The following is a 19,977-nucleotide window of genomic DNA, read 5'->3' on the forward strand; positions in this document are numbered from 1 at the left end:
CCATGAAAAGGGTTGGATTCCCCGTTACTTTGTATGGACAACCGGCCCATATGGGGAGATGGCTTTTCATCCTCCTGGGGCTCCTGGTTCTTCTTTGCTTGGGAACCGTCTATTCCTGGAGCATTTTCCGCAAGCCCCTGGAAACAGAGCTGGGGATTGGGGCCAGTGAGAGCCTGCTGCCCTACACGGTTGCCCTCGTGTTCTACGCTACCCTCATGCCCATCACAGGGTTTGTCATCCCCCGCTGGGGATCCCGCCGAGTACTGGCTCTGGGGGGCAGCTTGGTGGGTTTGGGCTATGGGCTGGCTAGCTTTGCCCCTTCTATTGGGTGGATCACCCTCTGCTATGGGGTGATTGCCGGTAGCGGAGTAGGGGTTGCCTATGGGGTGCCGATGGCCGTGGCAGCCCGTTGGTTTCCCGATTGCAAGGGATTGGCGGTGGGGTCCACCATTGTCGGCTTTGGCCTATCCCCCCTGCTTACCGCTCCTCTAGCCAACCGCTTGATCGAGGCGCTGGGGGTTCGACCTACGCTGCTGATTTTGGGGATCCTCTTCGCGGCAGTGATCCTGGGGATCGCAACCCAACTGAGATTTCCTCCCCCCGATTGGATCCCTTCCTCACCTTTTCCAAGAAAATCCACGAATGGCCCAGATCGCTCTCCGTTGACTTCTCGGCGCTCTCTCCCTCTGCTGAGGAACCCCTCCTTCTATGGCCTGTGGATCTGCTATGCCATCGGCACCCTGGTTGGTTTAAGCGCCATTGGGATTTCTGGTCCTGTGGGGGAAGAGCTGATCGGCCTGGATCCCCCTGCGGCTGCCAACAGCGTGGCTCTCTTCGCCATTTTCAACGGGCTCAGCCGTCCTCTGTTTGGCTGGTTGGCCGATCGATTACATCCCCATCAGGTCACTACGGGATCCTACGGGCTGATCCTGCTGGCCTGTGGGCTAATGCTCCTGCCTCCTCAGGGATCCCTTCTGGCCTACTGGGTAACTTTTTCCTTGCTTTGGTTTTGCCTGGGGGGGTGGCTGGCCATGGCTCCCGCCCTGACCCTGCGCTTGTTTGATCCCGAACGCTACGCCCAGAACTACGGCATTGTGTTTACCGCCTATGGAGTTGGGGCCTTGGTGGGAACGATGATCGCGGGGCAAATTCGCGATAGGCTGGGCAGCTATAGCTATACCTTTTATGGGATGGCCGCCTTGGCGGTGGTGGGGATCTGGGTGGCCAACGTTTTTTTGAAAGAGAAGTTGTAGGAGCTTCAAGCCAGCGGGCACAGCAGGGATCCCATCAGCAGGGGCAGCAATCCCCTACTTCATACCCTCCACTGCAGGGCTGGGTGAACCAACTTAAAGACTTGCCCCCCCAAGGCAAGCAGTTTGGTAGAGTAGTACGGCTATTGCCGACAGATTGGGATCGTGGCGGAATGGTAGACGCTACGGACTTAAAATCCGTTGTTCCTCAAGAACGTGAGGGTTCGAGTCCCTCCGATCCCATCATCCCTTGATCCCTGTCTGTTCCAGCACCTCCAGCAAGTTCGAGATCCGAACCCAGGCATCTTCTCGATCCAAATCGGGGCTGGAAAGAAGAGCCACCAAAGCCGGATCACAAACAGGTGCTACCAAAGGGAAGTACCTTAACCCTGCCACCTGGGCAATGATCCAAAAATAGGGGAGCACTGCATTGCTGGGCAAGATCTCGATGACGGTGGTGCCGGGTGGACAAAAGGCGAGGTTGGTCAGGCCCGCCCCGTGGATCCCGATCACCGCCTCTGCCCCTTGCATTAGGGCTATTTGCTCTTGAAGAGAAAGGGTTTCCATCGGCACCGGTACAAATCCCCAGGGGCGCAAGCAGGCCAGCACCTCCGCTTCGTTGATCACCCGCCGCCAGCGGGCAGACCGACGGCTGATGTAAATTCGCCGCGGTTGTAAGGGGTCAATGGATAAACTCGGCTGGGCCAGTTGCCGCAGCACCTCCAATCCCCTGGGCGTCAAACACCCCACCGGAGCGCCTGCTGAGGGCACGATCAGGTTTTGGGCTTGCAGATGGGATCCCCCCAACTGCTCAAAGCTGAGGATGCGCTCGGCTGGGATCCCCAAAGCAGCCAAGCTCTGCACCTGAAAGGGCTTTCTTTGATACCCGTGGATCAAGATGGGGATGTCCTTTTCCAGGGCGCCCGACCGCTGCAGGATATCGAGGGCCGGCAGAATATCCACCATCCAGTGAAAGTAATTAACTGCCCCCAAGGGCAAAAGGGCAACGGGGCCATCCAGTGGGATCGGTGGGGGGAGATGGGGCAAGCCCAGCAGGGGGTGGTGTCGCAGGTGATCTGGCCTGTAGTCCCAGTCGAGGAACTCCGGCGGCGGCAAGCTCAGGGATAGATCGGCGAGCAATTCTCCCCGGCGGGTGAGCACCCCGCTGGCAAAGCTGGCGTAGAGGTGGCGGGGGTAGTGGCCCACGTGGACGGATCCTCGGGGGATCTGGGCGACAAAGGTCTCTGCCAAGGGGATGCGCTGCGGGCGCAACTTTTGCAAAATGTCGGGATCAGCGGCAGGGGGCGCTTTTAGACAGAGAACCCCCCCTGGATCCAGCAGTTGGTAGTCCCCTTCGCCCGTGGCCTGATGCCACTGCCGGGTGGTGAGGTAGCCTTGGGTTGGCACTGGCCAGAAGTCAGTTGTAGGGGGGGTGTTCTGGGAAAAAGAGTCCGCTTGAAGGGCAACGCCTTCTGGAGCCCAACGCTGCCGCCAAGCCGAATACAGGAAATCGGGGATCCTCGCAGATCCCTCTCCCCTGCATGCCTGCTCCAGTCCAGACCGCAGAGGGCTTTCTCTGCCGCTGCCCTCGCACCACGCCTGCACCCAATTCCGTTCCGCTGCCACCGCTCGGCAAACCTTCTCCCAAGCGGCCTCAGGGTGAGCCAGCCGCACTTCCGCTTCCGCCCAGTAGCTGTAGAGCTGCGCTGTCCCGGTGCCCCGCGCCTCAGCCGCCTGGAAACACCCCACAGCCTGAACTGGATCCTGCAGATCCAGCCACGCCAAGCCCATCTGTACCCAGGGATCCCCCCACTCAGGGCGCAGCCGCGCAGCCTCCTGCAGAGGGGAAATCGCCTCTCGCAAACGGCCCAGCTTCATCAGGGCCAAGCCCCAGCGCCAAAAACTCTCTGCCGCCGTCGGATCCTGCTGGCAAGCCCGCTCAAACCACTCCGCTGCCGCAGCCCACAGCCGGCTCCGCTCTTGGGTCAGGCCAATGCGGTGAGCAGCCAAAGCCTGGCCAGAAGACAGCTCCAGCCCAGAAAGCCCATCCCCCAACTCCAGAAGCTGCCGATACAGAGCTGCTGCCTGCGGCCAATGGCCCTTCTCCCACAGGCTTTCCGCCAAAGCCTGCAAGCTCCTCAGCAGGTGGTAGACGGCCTCGGATTCGGCCACCCCCCCCCGCTTGCAGCATCGCCAAGCCCTCTTGCCACACCAGCTGCGCCTCCAGTTCCCGACCCAGCAGGAGATAGGCGGCTCCCAGCTCCCAATACAGCTCTGGAGAGGGGGATCCCTGCTCGAGCCGCTGCTGCAAGACCTGAATGACGTGCTCGTAATGCCCCTGCTCCCAATCCTCAAGGAGAAAAGCAGAAGACAACAGATGGGGGGGTAGAGCTGGGTTGGGAGCCATGTCTTTGTGGATGAGAAACAGTGTTACAAACTGCAACAACCTCCCCACTCTGGGCCCGTGCCCCTAGTATTCTAGGCTTGGCTTCCCCCTCAGGGATCGGGCATCGATCCTTCTCAGCTCAGAGAGGGATGCTCCTCCAGTCGTGGGTCAGCCTCTTCACCCCCTTCGATGGCACTGTCCTCGGCCTTTGTCGGCAGTTTTTTCGATCAAAACGGAGTTTATAAAGATCGATGGGTATCAACGTATCCGCTGGCACAGTCGTTTCCAACCCCCGTCTCTACCAAACCGTGCCTGTATCGACCATCTCCCAGGCGGAACAGCAGGATCGCTATCTGGGACGCACCGAGCTGGATCGCCTCGAGGACTTTTTCTCCAGCGGCCTGAAACGGCTAGAGATTGCCGAGGTCATTGCGGCCAATTCGGAAATCATCGTCAGCCGGGCAGCCAACCGCATCTTCACAGGGGGCTCGCCCATGGCCTATCTGGAGCGGCCAGAAGCGACCCAAGACGAGAAAGAAGCCTTCAAGCTGGGTACTGCCTTCTACGTGGAATCCACCGGCGGATTCATTGAGGCCATCCGCAACATCTTTAGCGCCAGCGGTGTGGAGATTCCCCCCAATTTCCGCCCCATCAACATCTCCCGCTACGGAGCTGCCAACATGCGCAAATCGCTGCGGGATCTGAGCTGGTTTTTGCGCTACGTTACCTACGCCCTGGTGGCCGGGGATCCCAGCATCATCGCCGTCAACACCCGCGGCCTGCGGGAGATCATCGAAAACGCCTGCTCCGCCGAGGCCACCATTGTCGCCATTCAAGAGATGAAGCGGGCAGCGGCTGGCTACTTCCGCAAAGATGCCGAAGCGGTTGCCATCATCAACCAATACTTCGATGTTTTGCTGAGCGAGTTCATCGCTCCCGCCCCTTCCGACAAGCTGCGGCAGCGCAACGCCAGCACCGCCGACGGCCTGCCCCTGCAGGGGCTGCAGCTACCCCAGGTTTACAACTTGGCTGCCGAGAAAGTTCCCGTTTTTGCCATGAAGCCGGGGCTGTCCAACGCCGAGAAGGAAGAAGTCATCAAGGCCGCCTACCGGCAGGTGTTTGAGCGGGACATCCGCCGTGCCTATGGCCTTAAGCTGGCCGACCTGGAGTCGAAGGTCAAAAACGGCGAGATCTCCATGAAGGAGTTTATCCGCCGCCTGGGCAAATCCGAACTCTACCGCAAGCAGTTCTACGAGCCCTACATCAACAGCCGCGTTGTGGAGCTGGCCTTCCGCCACTTCCTGGGACGGGCACCAGAGACCCGTGAAGAGGTGCAGACCTACTTTGCCATCGTCTCCAGCAAGGGCCTGGCCGGCCTGGTGGACGCCCTGGTGGACAGCCGCGAGTACGGGGACTACTTCGGCGAGGAGACGGTGCCCTACCTGCGCAAGCTGGGGATAGAAGCCCAAACCAGCGCCAACTGGGGAGCCAAGTTCGACCTCTACACCTACGCTGCCCCGCGCCGCAAGGTGCCCCAGTTCATTACCCTCTTTGCCCGCTACAACCGGCCTCTGCCGGATCAGCATGCCTATGGCTCCGGCAACGACCCGCTGGAGATCCAATTTGGGGCCATCTTCCCCAAGGAAACCCGTTCCCTCAGCGCCCGCCCCGCCCCCTTCAACAAGGATGTCAAGCGCATCCTTATCCGGCGCGGCTTTGCCCTCACCAACGCCCGCACCAATCCCAGAGCAGCAGGGGATCCCGCTAGCCTTGGCCCCAAAGTCTTCAAGCTCACCCAAACTCCCGGCGATCGCAGCCGGCGGCTAGGGGTGCGGGCGGGGATTGTTGGCAGCGAAGTCTCGACGCAAGCGGTGATCCGCGCCTGCTACCAGCAGGTGTACGGTTACATGCCCTACGAAGGCCAACGGCTGACCCGCTGGGAGATCAAGCTGGAGTCGGGGGAAATTCCTGTCAAAGAGTTTATTCGCCAACTGGCCAAGTCGGATCTCTTCCGCAACAAGTACTGGTCCAGCTTGTATGTCTGCAAAGCCATCGAGTTTATCCACCGCAAGCTGCTGGGCCGACCCACCTACGGGCGCCAGGAGATGAACCGCCTATTTGACATCGCCTCCAAGAAAGGGTTCTACGCCGTCGTGGACGCCATCCTCGACAGCGAGGAGTACCAGCAGGTCTTCGGGGAAGATATCGTGCCCTATGAGCGCTACCTCACCCCCGGCGGCCTGGCGCTGCGGCGGATGCGCCCCGGCTCCACCGACATGGCTGTTGCAACCAAGCCCATTCGCACCGACGACGACATCCCTCTCTTTGTCAAGTTGGGTCAGCCTCGGGATATGCCTTCCGGCGAGCTGGAAATCCAGCGGCGGGCCCAGCAGGGGGTGCCCAAGGTACGCCAAGAGATCCCTGTCTTCAAGCTCACCAGCCTGGCCAACAAAGCGGAAGTCAACAACCTCATCCGCGCCGCCTACCGGCAGGTCTTCGAGCGGGATATGGACATCTACAACATCAGCGCCGAGCTCAGCTCTGCCGAGTCCAAGCTGCGCAACGGCGAGATCACCGTCAAGGAGTTCGTCGAGGCGCTGGGGTGCTCGGAACTGTACCGCTCCGAGTTCTACGCTCCCTATCCCAATACCAAGGTGATCGAGCTGGGCACCAAGCACTTCCTGGGCCGCGCACCCCTAAACCAGCAGGAGATCCGCAAGTACAACCAGATCTTGGCCACCCAGGGGGTGAAAGCCTTTGTGCGCGCCCTGCTGAACACCCAGGAGTATCGGGATCTCTTCGGCGAGGACACGGTGCCCTATCGCCGCTTCCCCACCTTGCCGGCGGCCAACTTCCCCAACACGCAGGAGCTGTACGGTCGCCTTACCAAGCAAAACCGCGAGCTGGTGGTGCCCAGCTTCAGCCCTGTGGGCAATGACCGCAGCTAGATATGGAGCTGATACATTCACGCTGAACTCTCCTGAACATGGTTCAGGAAAGAAGCGATCGCATCCTGCCTATCTCTGAGCAGGAAGGCGGTATCCCGCAAAGCCCTGAGGAATACCCCCCGAGCGCTTTCCCCCTTCACTTCCCGGCAACCGTTGCGGTGGACTCAAGGATCAGGGGGAAACTTGGTCTACTATATCCCTCTCAATGACTTTTGCCAAACCGCCTAAAGCTCAGTAAATTCAGCAAAGTTCAGGGTTTTGGGGGTTAGAGGCATGCTCTCAACCCCTTCTCTCCTTTTGTGGGAGAGGGAAAAGACAAATTAGCTCCACAAAGGCAGAGGAGACTGGGCTTCATAGCCCAGATGCCGTAGCGCAGCAGGGGTAACCACTCGACCCCGGGGCGTGCGCTGCAGGTAGCCGATCTGCAGCAGATAAGGCTCATACACTTCTTCAATGGTTTGGGGATCCTCACCCGTCACCGCGGCCATCGTCTCCAAGCCCACTGGCCCTCCACCGAACTGCTCCACCAGCACCGTCAGCAGCTTGCGATCGATCCAATCCAAACCCATGGGATCCACCTGGAACAGCTCCAGAGCGGCTGCTGCCACTTCTTGGCTAATGTGGCCATCCCCTCGCACCTGGGCGTAATCTCGCACCCGCTTGAACAGGCGGTTGGCAATGCGGGGCGTGCCCCGAGAACGGCGGGCGATCTCTGCAGCCCCTTCTGGATCGGTGGAGACATTTAAGAGGCGAGCCGTGCGCAGCACGATCTGCACCAGCTCGTGAGGCTCGTAAAAGCGCAGCCGTTGCACATGGCCAAAGCGATCCCGCAGCGGAGAAGTGAGGGCACCAATGCGGGTTGTGGCCCCGATGAGGGTAAAGCGTTCCAAGGGCAGAGAGGTGATGCGAGCAGAGCGACCTTTGCCAATGGTGATATCAAGACGAAAATCCTCCATCGCCGGATAGAGCAATTCTTCTGTAACCTTGGGCAGGCGGTGGATCTCGTCAATAAACAACACATCCCCCCGCTTCAAGCGCACCAAATACCCGGCAATGTCGCGGGGGCTCTCCAAAGCCGGCGCGGTGGTCATGTAGAACTGGGATCCCATTTCTGCCGCCAGCACTGCTGCCACCGTGGTTTTGCCTAGACCAGGAGGGCCGTAGAACAGCAGGTGATCCAGAGGCTCTTGGCGAGCGCGGGCCGCCGCAATGGCAATGGAGAGCACTTCTTTAAGTTCCGTCTGGCCAATATATTCCGCTAGGGTGCGCGGGCGCAGAGATTCTTCCTGGGCTTCGCCAGGGTGGGCTTGCGGCTGCAACAGGGCAGAGGGATCCGCTCCCCTTTCCCCAGCAAAGCTCAACTCTCTGCCTTCTTTTCTCCAGGCTGAAGACTTTTGCTGCCGCCGCTTGGGGCCCTCAGCGTTCTGGCCTGTATCCCGAGAAGAAATGATTGCCATATCCCTAAGTCACAGAGGCAATGGCCCCAATTTAACTCTAGAAAAGCTCTGGGAAAGATCACCCCAGCAAAGAGAACAAAAAAATCCCCCAGACCAAGCTGGGGGATCCACCAATGCTGTTGAAGCGTCAGGTCAGGCCATCAGCCACGCACCGCAGGCGCTACCTCCACCGCCGCCAAATCCAGCGGGAAGTTGTGCGCATTCCGCTCGTGCATCACTTCCATCCCCAGGTTGGCACGGTTCAGCACATCCGCCCACGTCCCAACCACGCGACCGTTGCTGTCCACAATCGACTGGTTGAAGTTGAACCCGTTCAGGTTGAACGCCATGATGCTGATCCCCAGCGCCGTAAACCAAATCCCAATCACAGGCCACGCCGCCAGGAAAAAGTGCAGGCTCCGGCTGTTGTTGAACGACGCATATTGGAAAATCAACCGGCCAAAATACCCGTGCGCCGCCACAATGTTGTAGGTCTCTTCCTCTTGCCCAAACTTGTAACCCAAGTTCTGCGACTCCTCCTCCGAAGTCTCACGAATCAGGCTCGAGGTCACCAACGACCCGTGCATAGCACTAAACAGCGCACCCCCAAACACGCCGGCCACGCCCAGCTGGTGGAACGGGTGCATCAAAATGTTGTGCTCCGCTTGGAACACCAACATGAAGTTGAACGTCCCCGAAATCCCCAGCGGCATCCCGTCCGAAAACGAGCCTTGCCCAATCGGGTAAATCAAAAACACGGCCGTCGCCGCCGCCACCGGCGCCGAGTAAGCCACCGCAATCCAGGGACGCATCCCCAAGCGGTAGCTCAGCTCCCACTCCCGGCCCATGTAGCAGAACACCCCAATCAAAAAGTGCAGCACAATCAGCTGGTAGGGGCCGCCGTTGTACAGCCACTCGTCCAAAGAAGCGGCTTCCCAAATCGGGTAAAAGTGCAGGCCAATCGCAGCCGAAGAAGGCACCACCGCGCCGGTGATGATGTTGTTGCCATACAGCAACGAACCCGAAACTGGCTCGCGAATCCCGTCGATGTCCACCGGGGGAGCACCAATGAAGGCAATGATGAAGCAGGTGGTGGCAGTCAGCAGGGTGGGGATCATCAGCACCCCGAACCAACCGATGTAGAGGCGGTTGTCGGTGGAGGTGACCCACTCGCAAAACTGCTCCCACACGTTGCTGGTTGAGCGACGTTGGATAACAGTGGTCATGATGGCAAACTTCCCTGAGGAAGCGCGAAGATTGACAACCTAACCTTAAATCATCCGTTAAGTTCTGTCAACTACCCTTAGAAATCTGAGAAGGGATCCCGGCCTCAGCGGTTGGAGCGGCGGCTGCCGGTGGGGGAGAAGAGGGCTTCCAGAGCCTGGCTGAGGGTGGGCTCCATCACCACCCGGTCTTCGTAGGCAGCGATGACCCGGGTGAGCTGGGGCAGGCGGCCCTGTTCTGCCTCCAGGTAGAGGGGCTGGATGTAGAGAAGCGAGGTCTCGATGGGGATGACCAGCAGGGTGCCCAGGTTCACCCGCGACCCGTGTTCGTTCCAGAGGGCGATTTGCTCGGAAATGGCCGGATCCTGGTTGACCCGCGCCTCTACTTGCTCTGGGCCGTAGATGAGGCGCTGCTTGGAAAACTCGTACACCAGCAGCTTGCCGTAGTTTTCCCCATCGCAGCGGGCCGCCATCCAGGCCACCATGTTTTGTTTGTTGAGGGGGGTGAAGGGAGAAAGCAAGACAAACTCGGGCTGGTTTGGGGATCCCTTTTGGGGATCCTCTGGCAAGGTGAGGATGAGGTACTGGGGCTGCATGGGCAGGCGCCGCCGCTTGCGGAACTGGTTGGGGATCTGCCACTGGTCTTCCCGGTTGTAGAAAACACGGGGATCCGTCATGTGGTAAGTGGCAAATTGCTGCACCTGCACCCGGAAGAGATCTTGGGGGTAGCGGATGTGCTGCCGCAGCGGCTCCGGCATGGCCTCTAGCGGCTTGAACAGGGTGGGGTAGATGCGGGCGTAGGCTTGGATGAGGGGATCCCGAGGGTCGGCAATGTACCAGTCGATGCTGCCGTTGTAGGCGTCCAGCACCGCCTTGACAGAGTTGCGGATGTAGTTGAAGGGGAAGCCGGGCAGATGCTCCGAGTAGGGGTAGCGGCTGCTGGTGGTGTAGGCATCGAAAAACCAGTAGAGCCTGCCCCCTTGAATTACCAGGTAGGGATCCTGGTCGTAGAGCAAAAAGGGCATCACCTGGCGCACTCGTTCCCGGATTTGGCGGCGATAGAGGAAGCGGGTGCTGGGGGAGAGCTCGCGGCTGAGAAGGATGCGCAGATCCCGGAAGTGCCAGGCGTAGAGAAGCCGTTGCCAGAGGTGGGGGATGGGCACGCCGCCCGTGCCGCGGTAGCTGCTGTAGACATAGCGATCGGCAGCGGGATAGTCCAGCTCACGCGCCTCGGCCCCCACGAACACGTCGGTGGTGGTCAGCTCGCTGTAGTAGAGGGCCGGCTGCTCCACCCGCAGCACCTGCGCCACCTCTGGATAGCGGGGGGAAACCCGCGGTGGGATATCCGATAGGAAAAAGTCCGGCAGCCCCTCAGCAGTAACCACGTTGACTGGGCTGAGGGTGAGGCCATAGCCGTGGGTGTAGAAAAAGCGCCGGTTAACCCAAGTTTGGGCAGCCGGTGGTACCTGGGCAAAGTCCAGCTCGCGCGCTGCATGCATCACTTGGCGCAGCTCTCCCCCGATGCGGTAGCGATCCACATCCACATAGGGAAATTGGTAGTAAGGGCGGATCTCCTGCAGTTGGCGATAGGTGGCCAAGAGGGGTTCTGTATCCCAAAGACGCACGTTGCGCAGGGTGGATTGATTTTGCTGCAGGATCTCCCAGGTCAGGGATCCCTCTTCTGGGAAGGGCTTGACCTCCACCTCGGCCAGGCCAAAGCCGGCGCGAGTAAAACGGATGTTGTGCTCGATGTAGGGGCGCTCCAGCTCCAGCTCGTTGGGCGTGACCAAAAGGGTTTGCAGCAGTTGCGGGTAAAGCCGGGTGGTCAGCAGCCCAAACCCCAGGTAGGCCCCCCAGAGCAGGGCCGGCGCCAGCAGGGAACTGGCCCAGGCAGGGCACCAAGACTTGAACAAGGGAAGGTTGAATCGGATCCCCTGGCGGGCCAAAGCCCAGAAGCCAACTGCTGTCAGGAAAGCCACCCCGCTCATCAACGTGGTAGCTGGCAAAGTGGCGTGCACATCGGCAAAGCCGGCGCCAAAGACGACGCCGCGGGTGGAATAGAGCAGCTCGTAGCGCTCCAGCCAATGGCCCCAGGCACGAAGCAAAAACAGAGCTCCCCCCAAGATCAGCAGGTGCCGTTGGGCAAATAAAGACAGAGCCAGCGTCAGCCGCTGCTCCGATAGCCCCAGCTCCACTAGGTAAATAAGCGCCACCGTGATCAAAGTGAGCAGCACTAGGTTGAAGCACCACTGCTGCAGCGTCTCCCAGAAGGGCAGGCCGAAAAGAAAAAAGCCCAGGTCGCGACCGAAGATTGGATCGGACTCGCCGACAGGGACTTGGTGCAACCAGAGCAGCAGCGCGAACCAGTGCTGAGAAAGAGACCAGGCCAAGCCGCCGCTCAACCCCAGGGCAATGGCCCAGGCCCCGGCTGTGCTTGCCCCCCGCCAGCAGGCGCGGATGTTGGATCCCACCACCGCCAGGGCAAAGGCAAAGGCGCCCAGGCCCAGCCCCCAGCGAGCCAGCACCCGCGTCCAGAGCACCGGCAGGGCATTCAGCTCGGCAAACCAGGCCAGATCGACATAGAAAGAGGCCAAAGCTGTGATGGCCAGGATCCCCAGCCCCGCCCAAAGCAAGAGAACCAACCCTCGCTGTAGCCGCTGCATAGCCTCACAGCGTCCCGCTCGAGGTCGCCCTTGATCCTAGCCGCTGCACCGCCTGCAGCAAGCCCGCCGGGCCCCCATCCACCCGCATCACCGGGATCCCCACTTGGGCCTGCAACTCTTGCCAGGTGAGATCGTCCAAAAAGCGCTCCCCATCCTTGAGGGCGATCTGGGGCAAAAGCAGGCCGTCGTAACTTGCCAAGTTTTCAACCGATTTCAAAGCGCCCAGAATGTCTTGCCCCGTCAACAGTCCGGTTACCGTCAGGGTTTGTCCCCAGAATTGGCTGGCAATGGGCAGAAGATGCAACTGCAACCTGGGGATGCTGTTCATCCGCTCCACCACCGGCTGGAAGGCTCGCTCCACTGCGTTGCCCACCACCCAGAGAACTTTGAGAGGAGAAGGGATCCCAGTCGGCAGCCGCACCTGCTCAAACTCGCTCAAGAACAGGCGCAGGGATCCCACTCCATTCCCCAGTTGGGGGTAATCTTCATAGTGCTCTGCCGGCGGCAATTCTCGATTTGCCAGCAAGTACCACTCGTCGGCCAGCCAGGCAAAGGTGGACCCCAATTCTTGCCGAAACTGCGCCTGCAGCGCTTCTACCTGCGCAATCACCTCCGCCGCCTTGGCGGCATCCACCGGGATCAGCTCGTCATTGGGGGGGCGGAAGCGGGTCAGCCCCACCGGTACCACCGCCACCGAGAGGACGGTTGGGATCCCTTCGACAGGTTGGCGAAAAGCGGCCAGATCCAAGAGCGTGCGGGTGAGGTGCTCTCCATCGTTCCAGCCCGGGCAGACCACCACCTGGGCATGCACTTGCAGGCGGTGTTGGCGAAACCAGGCCAACTGCTCCAGGATCAGACCGGCGCGCGGGTTTTTGAGCAGGCGGCTGCGCAGCTCCGGCTCCGTGGCATGAACCGAGACATAGAGGGGGGAAAGGCGCAGGCGGGCGATGCGATCCCATTCGGCAGCGGTCAAGTTGGTAAGGGTGAGGTAGCTGCCGTAGAGAAAGCTGAGGCGGTAGTCGTCGTCTTTAAGGTGCAGCGTTGCCCGCATTTCAGGGGGCTGTTGGTCGATGAAGCAAAAGGGGCAGGCGTTGGTGCATTGGATGAGGCCATCGAACAAAGCCGTCTCAAACTCCAGCCCCAGATCTTCATCGATGTCTTTTTCCAGCTCGACGATGCGCCGGATCCCTTGGCTGTCCAGGATCTCCAGGCAGAGATATTCATCGGCACACAAGAAGCGATAGTCAATGAGATCGCGGGGCTTCTCGCCGTTGATGCTCACCAGGGCCTCCCCTGGCCGAATGCCCACCTTTGCCGCCAGGGATCCGGGCACCACAGCGCTAATGCGGGCGGGCTTGACGCTAGCACGGGACATGGCGCGCCCAAAGCAGGACTGCGTTGCCAAGAAAACCCCAATCTACTCCAAGCAGCGGCGAATCGCTGCTTCCAGCTCCAACTGGCTGAGGTCGGTAACCACAAAGACCTCTTGCACGCTGCTGCCCTTGCGGGCCACCAACTTGTAGCCCCCTCGAATGGGCACGGAAACCCGCAACTGCAACTGCGGGATCCGCCCGCGACTGCAAGACAGAGCACCTGGCGTTACGGTTTTAATGCCAGGTTGTCGAGTCAGGCGCTCCAGAACAGGGATCAGCCCGGAAATGTGGGTGGAGTGGTTCCAAACCAGACGACCGGCAGGCTCAGACATGGCGGCAACGCAACAGCGAGGAGGGCTAGATCTCTATGCTAGGCTCTTGCCCCTGTAACTGAGAATAAACCTTGGCGAACTCTCCAAGTACAAGTATTTTCAGAAGGTTTTCTCTGTGCTAGTTTGACGGCAGCAAACGCAGGGAGCTCCTGACTCATGGTTGCCGAGCAAGTCATCCTCGAGATCCCCGAAGCCATCCTGAAAGGCCTGCAGAATGGAACCTACGAGGCGTAGGCGGCGTGGTGCGAGAAGTGGCCTCTAAGCGGGTGGTGGCCTGGCTGAGAGAAACTGGAGGCTTGACACTCGCAGATAGCATTAGCAATTGCATCCCGGCAGTGGACATAGTCAACGGGATTATTGCCAACATTCAGTTGAGGCAGATCAACCTAAGACTAATTGACACTAGAGGTAAACTAAACACTGTCTTAGGCTTAACCAAATTCAATGCTGCTATTGGTCTAACTAACTTGGGTTTGTCTGCCGTAGACTTTGCAGTCGTTACCTCTAAACTCAATCAAATCGATTCTCGAATCCAAAGTCTTCAAGCATCCGTAGAAAGTCTTCGAGAATCCATAGATAGATCGCTTCTTGCCAAAGCTAAGTCTGCTATCGACGTTGCAGAAATAGCTTTGAAGATGTCTTCTTCGACCAACAGGAAGCGATTGGTAACCGAGGTCATTCAGCCTCTGCTTGAGGCTGAGCACTATTATCTAGCTGCGTGGGATTCCAATTGGAACAAGAACGACGGCATTTTGGCTTGCGAGTACATCTTAATCCTATCTTTAGTCTATGTTACAGAGATTGAATGCTACCTAGAGATGGAGGAGCATGAGATAGCTCTGAAACGCCTGGCGGAGGCAGAGGAGATTCTAAGACCTCGTATTAGAAAGTATGTCGAGCTTTTGTTGACCACGAAACCTTCAGTATATCTTCACAAGGCTTACCAAGAAGGAGTTAGCCTATCAAGCGTCGTGGAGATTCTCAAGTATGTAAAGGGTGAATCGGATGTGGATAAGCTGTTTGACAAATATATACGACCAGATATTTTCAGCGCACAAAGCATTGAATCCTATTTTGATAGTATGCCGACAAGATCTAAGAATGCTATCCTTGCCCTCATTGCCCCACGTTTGATTGATCCAAGCTGGTGGACAGTCTTGGATCGCATAGTTTGGGATCCTCCTCGGAGAGAAGCTATCATCAGTCGAGCAAATCAGGTTATAGCGGCTGCCCAGTCCATGATCGAATTGGACAGGAGACTGGAAGGCTACAGATACGAAATCACTGAAATGACTCGGCTTGGCCTCAGCTACCAAGAGTGGCAAAGTCTGGTTTTGCCGCCAAAAAACTCGTCTGAGGATCCAGACCCCAAAGTTTTACTGCTCCTGCCGGCTTAGGAAGCAGGATCAATGGGGGTAGAATCCGCCGCCCAAACCAAACAAGACGGCTAATATGCCAATACCGACAGCGATCCCAGCTGCTAGTTTCAGATCCTCCTTTAGCTTTTCAGCGTCGGCTCTTTCCTTTATCGCTGTCAACAGGAAGAGTTGATCCTCTCCGCTAAGCCCGCTTATAAACTCAGGGGATAAAGACTCAAGGGGGAGACTCTTAAAGTAGTCGATCCTGCTCCTGCAGTAAAGCGTCAGTTGAGAGAGCTCTGAGCTTTTTTCTTTCTCGCGCAGTTCTATTTCTGACTTTGCCCTTTCTTGGAGACTTTTGGCTTTTTCCACTTGCTCTTTACTATACCCAGATTCAAAAAATGCCGACCAAGCGGATACCAAAGCAATGAGTACGAGTATAGCACCAATCCATCCCCAGCCTCCTAAGAAAGCCAACAAGCCCAAAAACAAAAAGACAAAGCAGCTCTGTATGTTTTCGTCTCTAGTAAGGAAGGTATAGTCAACTCTGGCATCCTCTTCCTTAATGCCGATTAAAATAAGGTTTCTCTTTAGCTCTGACTTCACTTGCTCTATTTTCTGGTTATAGTTGGTTTCAATCCTTCGCCTCCGCAGCTCTATCTCCTCGGCAGCTTTCTGTATCTTGTCAGGGTCAAACGGCCAAGTGCTGCCGTCTTGTGTGCTGTAGCTTGGTTTGGCTTTTAGACCTAGATCACGTTCGTTTCCTTTCGTTTGGGAAAGCCTCTGGGAATCGTAGGCTTTCCGCTTTACGGGATCACTCAGCACTGAATAGGCTTCTTGAAGGGACTTAAATTTTTCTTCGATGTACCGTCGGGCCTTTTCCGGTGTACCGGGAGGAAGCCGATCGGGATGATACTCTTTGGCAAGCCGCCTGTAGCTCTCTTTGATTTCTTCAGAGGTCGCGTCGGGCTTTACCTCCAGCTCGCTATAGAAATCTTTCATGAAGGGATCCCGCCTCTGCTGCCTTGCTAGCAGGATTCTACTGCTGCTCCTGCAAGCTTGAAAAGTGCTGTTTAATACCAGCCTTTTTTTATGCCCTAAGTGTCAAGCGCGCTGGGGAAAGCTCCACTCCCAGTAGCTCTCGGGGGGGTTAGCTCTCCTTCCTAAGCTGTAGCTGTCTGGGCCCGGTTTGGACTAGTCCAACTCCCGCCGACGTAGCCGTTGCAAGGCCGAGAGAGGCTTCTCCTCTTCTGGCTGCTTTTTCGAGGCGGCTGCCCGTGGAGTGGTTGTCTTGTCCCTTTCGGGCTCGAGCGCAGGCTTGGCTGCTTCTGGCTCAGCGGCTGGAGGGCGAGGCGGGTTGCTGGCCTGCTGGTTGGGCAAGGGCACCGACTCCAGGGGGGCCAGCAGGGACTGGATGTGGCTGTAGGTTTCGGGATTGCTGCGGGCAGCATGGGCCAAGAGGGTAAGCTGCTCCTTGGCCGCTACCAGGTTCCCTAACTTAAGATCCACCAGAGCCAATTGGTAGCGTGCCTTAAAGCTAGTGGGATCCACTTCTACGGCACGTTGGAAGGCAGCTCGCGCCTCTGGGAGGTTGCCCTGGCGGGCGTAGATCAGGCCAAGGTTAAAAGGCACGTCGGGATCCCGCTCGCTGGGGAGAACTTTGGTTTTGTCTTCCAGCTCAAGGGCGGCCCGGTAGGCGTTGATGGCTAGGGTGTGAAAGCCCATCTGCAGGTAGCGGGCTGCATCTTCCTTGAGTTGGGCCACTGTCGGCTCCCCGGTGAGCAGATTCATAGGCGGCTGGGCAGAGGCAGGCAGTCCTAGCGCCAAACTCAGCAGGCATCCCACCACACGCAGGCCCAAGGGAGCAGTCCGTCCACCGGTTTGTTGCTTATTCATCCCCATGATCGGTTTCCTCCAGCCACCTCAACACCACTTCGTTCCACCCCTCAGGACCGGGGAGCCGGGCCAGTTGCCACTGGGTCTGAACCTCTGGCCCGCCGAGGCGAACGGCCTCCTTCCAGAGGCTATCCGCAATTGGGCTGGGAAGCACTACTTTCCGCTCCACCCACCGCAAAAAAGCCAAATCTGGGGGGGAGCAGCCGATGCCCAAGGCCCTGACAGGGCCCAAATGCCGCTGGTAGCAATCCAGGAGCAGCCGCACCGCCTGTTCTCCCGGTAGGGAACTGGGCTCTGAGGTTAAGGTTGTCCGCCTCCAGCCGGTCAAATACCACCGCGAGGGGTCGGAGAAGTGGAGCTGGTGCAGCCGTAACAAGTGCTGGGTGAGGGTGGCCTCTTGTTGGGCAAGGGCTTCTCGCAGCCTTGCTGGATCCCCGGAATAGCTGAAAATCTCGCTATATTCCCGCTTTTGCACCCGTTCTGCTTCCTCCAAAGGGATCCCAGTGGCGGCAGCTAGCTCCGAGGCTGTCCAATCCCCGAACCCGATGAGATCCAAGTGGTAATCTTGGCGCACCTGTTGCAAAATGTGGCGCAAGCAGGGGTAGGGCAATCCCAGGGCACACACGTAGTAGGGAGGGCGGTGTTGCCAGCGCTCGTCCAAAATGCCTGCGGGAAAGTAATGTTCGGGAACGTAAATAGCGGAGCCGTCCTCGCAGATGAAGGGATGCTCCAGGCGCAGTTGTCGACACAGATGTTCCAGTTGGGCGCGGGTACGCAGGCTGTAGAGCACTAAGGGAATGGAGCGGCGCTCCAAAGCCGCCAAAGCTTGTCGGGCAGCGCCATAGCTGTTGGACTGGGGATCTAAGAGGCTGCCATCCAAACTGCTGAGGACAAGTCGCATAAGCCCAGGAAAGGAAAAGGCGCTGGCAGCAGTCAATTAGCCAGATCAAACGGCCTCTAGCCCGAGGAGCGCAAGCCGGATCCCTGAGGCGGGCTTGGGGCTCAAGCGGCCAGCATTCCCATCATCCAACAGCCTTGACAGAAGTGAAGAGGTTTAATTCAACGTGCCCTTCTTGGCCACCTTCTGGAGGAGTGAAGCACCCAGAGCGGCATTGGGGCAATTGATGCCAAATGTTACACTCTGCTGCCGTGCCCAGCCGATACTAGCGGCAGAGCAAGCCTCTTGACTCGCGATTCCTTTGAGGGATCAGGTGCCGAAAGCGCGATCCCCAGCATCCCCCAGCCCGGGCAGGATAAACCCCCGGTCATTTAGCCGCTCGTCGATCATGGCGCAGAAAATTTGCACCATCGGGTAATGGGATCCCAGCCGCTGCAGCCCCGGCGGAGCAGCCAAGACGCTCACAATTCTCACTAAGCTGGGATCCGCTCCCCGTCTTTTCAGCTCGTCCAAGATCCAGAGCAAGGTGCCGCCAGTAGCCAACATCGGCTCAGGGATGAGAATGCGCATCTGCTCCGGGATCCGCTCCGGCAGGCGATTGAGGTAACAACTCACCTGCAGCGTCTTTTCGTCCCGCACCAGGCCCACATGAAAAATCCGTGCCTGGGGCAAGAGGGACTGACAGCCTTCCAGCAGGGCCAGCCCAGCCCGCAAAATAGGCACGATGGCCAGCGGCGTGTTGGGGGCGATAACTTCTGCTGCAGCAGGTTCCAGAGGAGTTTGCACCTGCACCGCCTGAGTTGGGATCCAATCCCGCATCGCCTCGTAGGTCAGCCAGCGGCCCAGCTCCGATAGAGCACTGCGAAACAAGGGCGTGGGGGTTTCCACGTCGCGAGCCACAGCTAACCAGTGCTTAATGAGCGGGTGAGAGGGGACATAGACTCGAAGCTGCTGACTTGCCACAGAAGGATGCCTCAATCTGGGCGGTAGCATAGCGGGTTGCTTTGGCAGAAAGCAAGCACTTCCCTCGAGGTAATGGGTACCCCTTCAGAATTGGTTGACCTGCCCCCTGCCTTAAAGGATAGGGATTCCTAGTTTTGGGTTCTACGAGCGCACTTAGCTAGCCAGTGGCTAGTCCCTAATTCACCATGCCGGCAGTGAGGCATCTCTCCCCAAGCGTAGGCGCTCCGCGCTGCTGAAGCGAACGCCCGATTGGTTCAGGATGCGTTGCCATGCTTTGCCGTTACAGCACAGGGCAAAGCTGGAGCTGGGTCTGCGGATCCGGTAGATCTGGATCACGAGATTTTTTCTGAGGATCGCCCATGTCTGCCGTCCGGTTTCAGCCGTTGCGGGTGGCCTTCACCTGTGCGGATCCCAGCCAAGCGCAAATGCCTGTTGCCGAGTTGCTGGCGGCTCTGCCGGCCTCGCCGCTTCTAGCCTACACCGACCCAGAAGCAGCGGACTTGCGGGTAGAGATGCTGCCAGATGCCATCTACCACTTCTACCGACGGGAGGAAGAGGTGGCGCTGGCAGCCTTTCGGATCCCGGTAAAAAAGCCACAGGCTCTGCCCCGCAAGCTGGTGCGGCTGCTGGAACATGTGGCCGCCTTCGACAACCTCCTCAACCTGCAACCTGCCAGCGATGCTCTGAGCAGTGTTCTGGAAGTAGAGTTTCTGCAACTGGAAACGCCGGCCAGTGGCTCTAGCCCTGCTGAAGTTAGCCCTTTGCCGCGGGATCCCCAAGGCCAGGTGCAAATTCAAGCAGGCCGCAACCTCGCCATCGCCCTGCGCAACAGGGCCCTTACGCCGGTGCACGTCTATGTAACAGTCTTTGACGAACGGCAGTGCAGCGTCGGTTTAGTCTATCCCTACCAGCCGGACTCTCCTGCCCGCCTGCGCCCCAGCGAAAGCGTATTAGTTGGCTCTGGCCCTCGCTATCTGCTCCAGATGCAACTGCCCGAAGACACAGAAACGGCGGTGGATCGCTTCAAAATCTGGGTCACCAGTACCGGCATGCAGCCGGGCATTATGGCAATGCCCCCTCTAGGACAAAGGCTGGAGCCCCCCTCTGACGATCCCTATGGCTCCGGATCCCGTCTGGATAGAGAAGTCAGGCTGGCCATTCTGGGCAAGGCGGGCAGCACGCCCATGCCGGCTTTTGCCGAGGATCCCTGGTGGTGTATGGAGCAGGCTGTCAAGGTGGTAGCTTAGACTG

Annotated in this window: 14 protein-coding genes and 1 tRNA gene; 5 read left to right on the top strand and 10 right to left on the bottom strand. The window is 58.7% G+C overall.

What is annotated here, in order from left to right; translation table 11 throughout:
- Positions 1 to 98: 98 nt before the first annotated feature.
- Together SYN60AY4M2_RS12975 and SYN60AY4M2_RS12980 are read left to right on the top strand one after the other, a co-directional pair.
- Positions 99 to 1,253: an OFA family MFS transporter gene (locus SYN60AY4M2_RS12975; protein WP_346426183.1), complete on the top strand. Its 1,155-nt coding sequence runs from the start codon at positions 99 to 101 to the stop codon at positions 1,251 to 1,253.
- A gap of 156 nt (positions 1,254 to 1,409) precedes the next feature.
- A tRNA-Leu gene (locus tag SYN60AY4M2_RS12980) sits at positions 1,410 to 1,493 on the top strand.
- Here SYN60AY4M2_RS12980 and SYN60AY4M2_RS12985 read toward each other — a convergent pair.
- Positions 1,494 to 3,422, bottom strand: coding sequence for a glycosyltransferase 61 family protein (locus SYN60AY4M2_RS12985; protein ID WP_240527857.1), 1,929 nt, complete (start codon positions 3,420 to 3,422; stop codon positions 1,494 to 1,496).
- Between the two features lie 465 nt (positions 3,423 to 3,887).
- On the opposite strand from SYN60AY4M2_RS12985, the gene SYN60AY4M2_RS12990 reads away from it, so the two are divergent.
- Entirely contained in the window at positions 3,888 to 6,584 is a 2,697-nt protein-coding gene (locus tag SYN60AY4M2_RS12990) for a phycobilisome rod-core linker polypeptide (RefSeq protein WP_099813108.1), read from the top strand.
- A 320-nt stretch (positions 6,585 to 6,904) separates the two neighbouring features.
- On the opposite strand, the gene ruvB is transcribed toward SYN60AY4M2_RS12990, so the two are convergent.
- The 5 genes from ruvB to SYN60AY4M2_RS13015 form a co-directional block, all read right to left on the bottom strand.
- Complete coding sequence (gene ruvB / locus SYN60AY4M2_RS12995; RefSeq protein WP_011430641.1) at positions 6,905 to 8,041, bottom strand: Holliday junction branch migration DNA helicase RuvB; 1,137 nt, start codon at positions 8,039 to 8,041, stop codon at positions 6,905 to 6,907.
- A 140-nt stretch (positions 8,042 to 8,181) separates the two neighbouring features.
- Positions 8,182 to 9,246, bottom strand: a complete 1,065-nt coding sequence (gene psbA / locus SYN60AY4M2_RS13000) for a photosystem II q(b) protein (RefSeq protein ID WP_011430640.1) — start codon at positions 9,244 to 9,246, stop codon at positions 8,182 to 8,184.
- A 104-nt stretch (positions 9,247 to 9,350) separates the two neighbouring features.
- The gene (locus SYN60AY4M2_RS13005; RefSeq protein ID WP_011430639.1) at positions 9,351 to 11,906 is read right to left on the bottom strand and encodes a UPF0182 family protein; all 2,556 of its coding nucleotides are present in this window, start codon (positions 11,904 to 11,906) and stop codon (positions 9,351 to 9,353) included.
- A 4-nt stretch (positions 11,907 to 11,910) separates the two neighbouring features.
- Positions 11,911 to 13,281, bottom strand: coding sequence for a TIGR03279 family radical SAM protein (locus tag SYN60AY4M2_RS13010; RefSeq protein ID WP_099813109.1), 1,371 nt, complete (start codon positions 13,279 to 13,281; stop codon positions 11,911 to 11,913).
- A gap of 42 nt (positions 13,282 to 13,323) precedes the next feature.
- Complete coding sequence (locus SYN60AY4M2_RS13015) at positions 13,324 to 13,611, bottom strand: DUF2103 domain-containing protein (protein WP_011430637.1); 288 nt, start codon at positions 13,609 to 13,611, stop codon at positions 13,324 to 13,326.
- A gap of 239 nt (positions 13,612 to 13,850) precedes the next feature.
- On the opposite strand from SYN60AY4M2_RS13015, the gene SYN60AY4M2_RS13020 reads away from it, so the two are divergent.
- On the top strand, positions 13,851 to 15,008 hold the full coding sequence (locus SYN60AY4M2_RS13020; protein WP_143596968.1) for a hypothetical protein: 1,158 nt from the start codon (positions 13,851 to 13,853) through the stop codon (positions 15,006 to 15,008).
- Positions 15,009 to 15,017: 9 nt separating this feature from the next.
- Here the strand turns inward: SYN60AY4M2_RS13020 and SYN60AY4M2_RS13025 are convergent, their stop codons facing one another.
- The 4 genes from SYN60AY4M2_RS13025 to upp all read right to left on the bottom strand — a co-directional run bounded on the left by SYN60AY4M2_RS13025 (position 15,018) and on the right by upp (position 18,756).
- Positions 15,018 to 15,971: a DnaJ domain-containing protein gene (locus SYN60AY4M2_RS13025; protein WP_099813111.1), complete on the bottom strand. Its 954-nt coding sequence runs from the start codon at positions 15,969 to 15,971 to the stop codon at positions 15,018 to 15,020.
- 192 nt (positions 15,972 to 16,163) lie between these two features.
- Positions 16,164 to 16,865, bottom strand: a complete 702-nt coding sequence (locus tag SYN60AY4M2_RS13030) for a tetratricopeptide repeat protein (RefSeq protein WP_228375243.1) — start codon at positions 16,863 to 16,865, stop codon at positions 16,164 to 16,166.
- A complete protein-coding gene (locus tag SYN60AY4M2_RS13035; protein WP_099813378.1) occupies positions 16,858 to 17,766 on the bottom strand; it encodes an HAD hydrolase family protein in 909 nt (302 codons plus the stop codon). The genes SYN60AY4M2_RS13030 and SYN60AY4M2_RS13035 overlap by 8 nt, the downstream gene beginning before the upstream one ends.
- Positions 17,767 to 18,072: 306 nt before the next feature.
- Complete coding sequence (upp, locus tag SYN60AY4M2_RS13040) at positions 18,073 to 18,756, bottom strand: uracil phosphoribosyltransferase (RefSeq protein ID WP_099813112.1); 684 nt, start codon at positions 18,754 to 18,756, stop codon at positions 18,073 to 18,075.
- Positions 18,757 to 19,085: 329 nt separating this feature from the next.
- Between upp and SYN60AY4M2_RS13045 the strand changes: the two genes are divergently transcribed.
- Positions 19,086 to 19,973 carry a hypothetical protein gene (locus SYN60AY4M2_RS13045; protein ID WP_011430631.1) on the top strand — a complete coding sequence of 296 codons (888 nt, stop codon included), beginning with the start codon at positions 19,086 to 19,088 and terminating at the stop codon, positions 19,971 to 19,973.
- Positions 19,974 to 19,977: the final 4 nt, after the last annotated feature.

Source organism: Synechococcus sp. 60AY4M2, from assembly GCF_002760375.1.
GTDB lineage: Bacteria > Cyanobacteriota > Cyanobacteriia > Thermostichales > Thermostichaceae > Thermostichus.

Excerpts from the sequence above, each read along its gene's own strand:
- SYN60AY4M2_RS12990 (WP_099813108.1), top strand. The coding sequence starts at position 3,888 with ATGGGTATCAACGTATCCGCTGGCACAGTCGTTTCCAACCCCCGTCTC.
- ruvB (WP_011430641.1), bottom strand. The coding sequence starts at position 8,041 with ATGGCAATCATTTCTTCTCGGGATACAGGCCAGAACGCTGAGGGCCCC.
- psbA (WP_011430640.1), bottom strand. The coding sequence starts at position 9,246 with ATGACCACTGTTATCCAACGTCGCTCAACCAGCAACGTGTGGGAGCAG.
- SYN60AY4M2_RS13005 (WP_011430639.1), bottom strand. The coding sequence starts at position 11,906 with ATGCAGCGGCTACAGCGAGGGTTGGTTCTCTTGCTTTGGGCGGGGCTG.
- SYN60AY4M2_RS13010 (WP_099813109.1), bottom strand. The coding sequence starts at position 13,281 with ATGTCCCGTGCTAGCGTCAAGCCCGCCCGCATTAGCGCTGTGGTGCCC.
- SYN60AY4M2_RS13015 (WP_011430637.1), bottom strand. The coding sequence starts at position 13,611 with ATGTCTGAGCCTGCCGGTCGTCTGGTTTGGAACCACTCCACCCACATT.
- SYN60AY4M2_RS13025 (WP_099813111.1), bottom strand. The coding sequence starts at position 15,971 with ATGAAAGATTTCTATAGCGAGCTGGAGGTAAAGCCCGACGCGACCTCT.
- SYN60AY4M2_RS13030 (WP_228375243.1), bottom strand. The coding sequence starts at position 16,865 with ATGAATAAGCAACAAACCGGTGGACGGACTGCTCCCTTGGGCCTGCGT.
- SYN60AY4M2_RS13035 (WP_099813378.1), bottom strand. The coding sequence starts at position 17,766 with ATGCGACTTGTCCTCAGCAGTTTGGATGGCAGCCTCTTAGATCCCCAG.
- upp (WP_099813112.1), bottom strand. The coding sequence starts at position 18,756 with ATGCTACCGCCCAGATTGAGGCATCCTTCTGTGGCAAGTCAGCAGCTT.
- SYN60AY4M2_RS13045 (WP_011430631.1), top strand. The coding sequence starts at position 19,086 with ATGTCTGCCGTCCGGTTTCAGCCGTTGCGGGTGGCCTTCACCTGTGCG.